At 52.1% G+C, this 1421-nt stretch carries 1 protein-coding gene; it reads left to right on the forward strand.

The window, feature by feature from the left end:
* On the forward strand, positions 1-1421 hold a 1421-nt coding region (locus KBW69_RS23340; protein ID WP_257282531.1), incomplete at both ends, for a hypothetical protein.

Here is a 1421-nt window from a genome sequence, read left to right on the forward strand (position 1 = left end):
TTGTTAACAAGTGCCGGGCATCGTTAGCCGCCGACGTGCCGTCTATTGCAGAACTGCCAGCCATCAAGACTCCCCTGCCTGCACCGAGCTTCCCTGCACGAGTCAGTTCAAGAACCGGCCAAGGCGGTGATGCGAAAGTACAGCTGGCTGAATTCAGCCACGGTTTTGCCAAACTGACAGGCCAGAGCGTCAGTTATTTGAGTCAGGAACAGCTGAAGGCCGCACACCTGAGCGACCAACCGGTACAGGCAGTTGAACTCGAATCGGCCGTCTGTGAAGGCGGCAGTATTCTGTTTTCTCCTCCGAACCTGCCTGAAGCCCTGAGTTTTGAAAATCAACTGACCCTCACCTTTCCCGGACACAGTAAAGCGGTGGTTGAAGCATTGTTCAGGGAACTGGCAGAGTTGGGCATTGGTGGGGAGCGACCAGCTACCGCCGACCTGGAGGAGCAATGGCTGGACGCTCTGGCCGACTACCACGGCTGCCTTGGTGATATGAATCGTGCCGTGGCAGCGGATATCAATACGCCAGTAAACACCCGCAAAAAAGTGTTTCTTAAAGAATTGCTGAACTTCAGTGACGAAGAATTGCTCGATTGGGAAATCCATTGTCGTATTCGCGCAGGACGTCTGGTGTATTACCGCCCGGGGCTGCCCCACGGCATTGAGGACAACCCCGTCAGGCAGTTCTGCCCCGGGCACGAGTTAAACTTTTGTGCAGAGCGGCAACAGACCAGTGAACAGATTGTGATCAGCCTGAATAATGAAGCGGCTCTGAACTCCTTTGAACGACGAACTCAGATCGGGATAAAACCGCTTTGGCATATCACTGCCGAGGCTTCGGCACGCAGGATGAAATGCGACACCGAATATACATTTTCCCGAATCACGGAGGGGCTGGCGGATCATTCCAGGCATATAAATGATAGGGTCATGCACATGCGTTTGACTTCTGCAACACTGGGCCGTATGGATGCACAAATTTATAGAAACAACAGCCAATATACGGGGGATTACTTTGGTTTGGAGGCCTTCGCCCGTAATGAGAAAATCATTGCGCAGTCAACCGATGACTATCAAAGTGTGATTCAGCACGAGGAGTCACAGGAAACCCGTTTTTCCAAACCTTTATCTTTGCTTGACGAGTTGAACAAAATTGAGATCAGTTCTCCCGAAAAACAGCGGCAATTGCTCGGTACACTAAAGCAACGCTTCAGCCACTGGCCCGACGGGCGCCCGCTGGAACTGCTTTTTCAGCAGTCCTGTTCCCATGAGTCAACCCGTCAAGACAGCAAGGTTAACAAAGAAATCGAAGGACTCGTCAAGTACTGTGGTGAAGAGTGCAGAAAGTTGCTGCTTGAGCAAAACCCACATCTCTGGGAGGGCAAGCTGGATTCCCTGGATGGTCTTAAGCTGAACGGG

This window comes from Endozoicomonas sp. ISHI1 (genome assembly GCF_024606225.1).
GTDB lineage: Bacteria > Pseudomonadota > Gammaproteobacteria > Pseudomonadales > Endozoicomonadaceae > Endozoicomonas_A.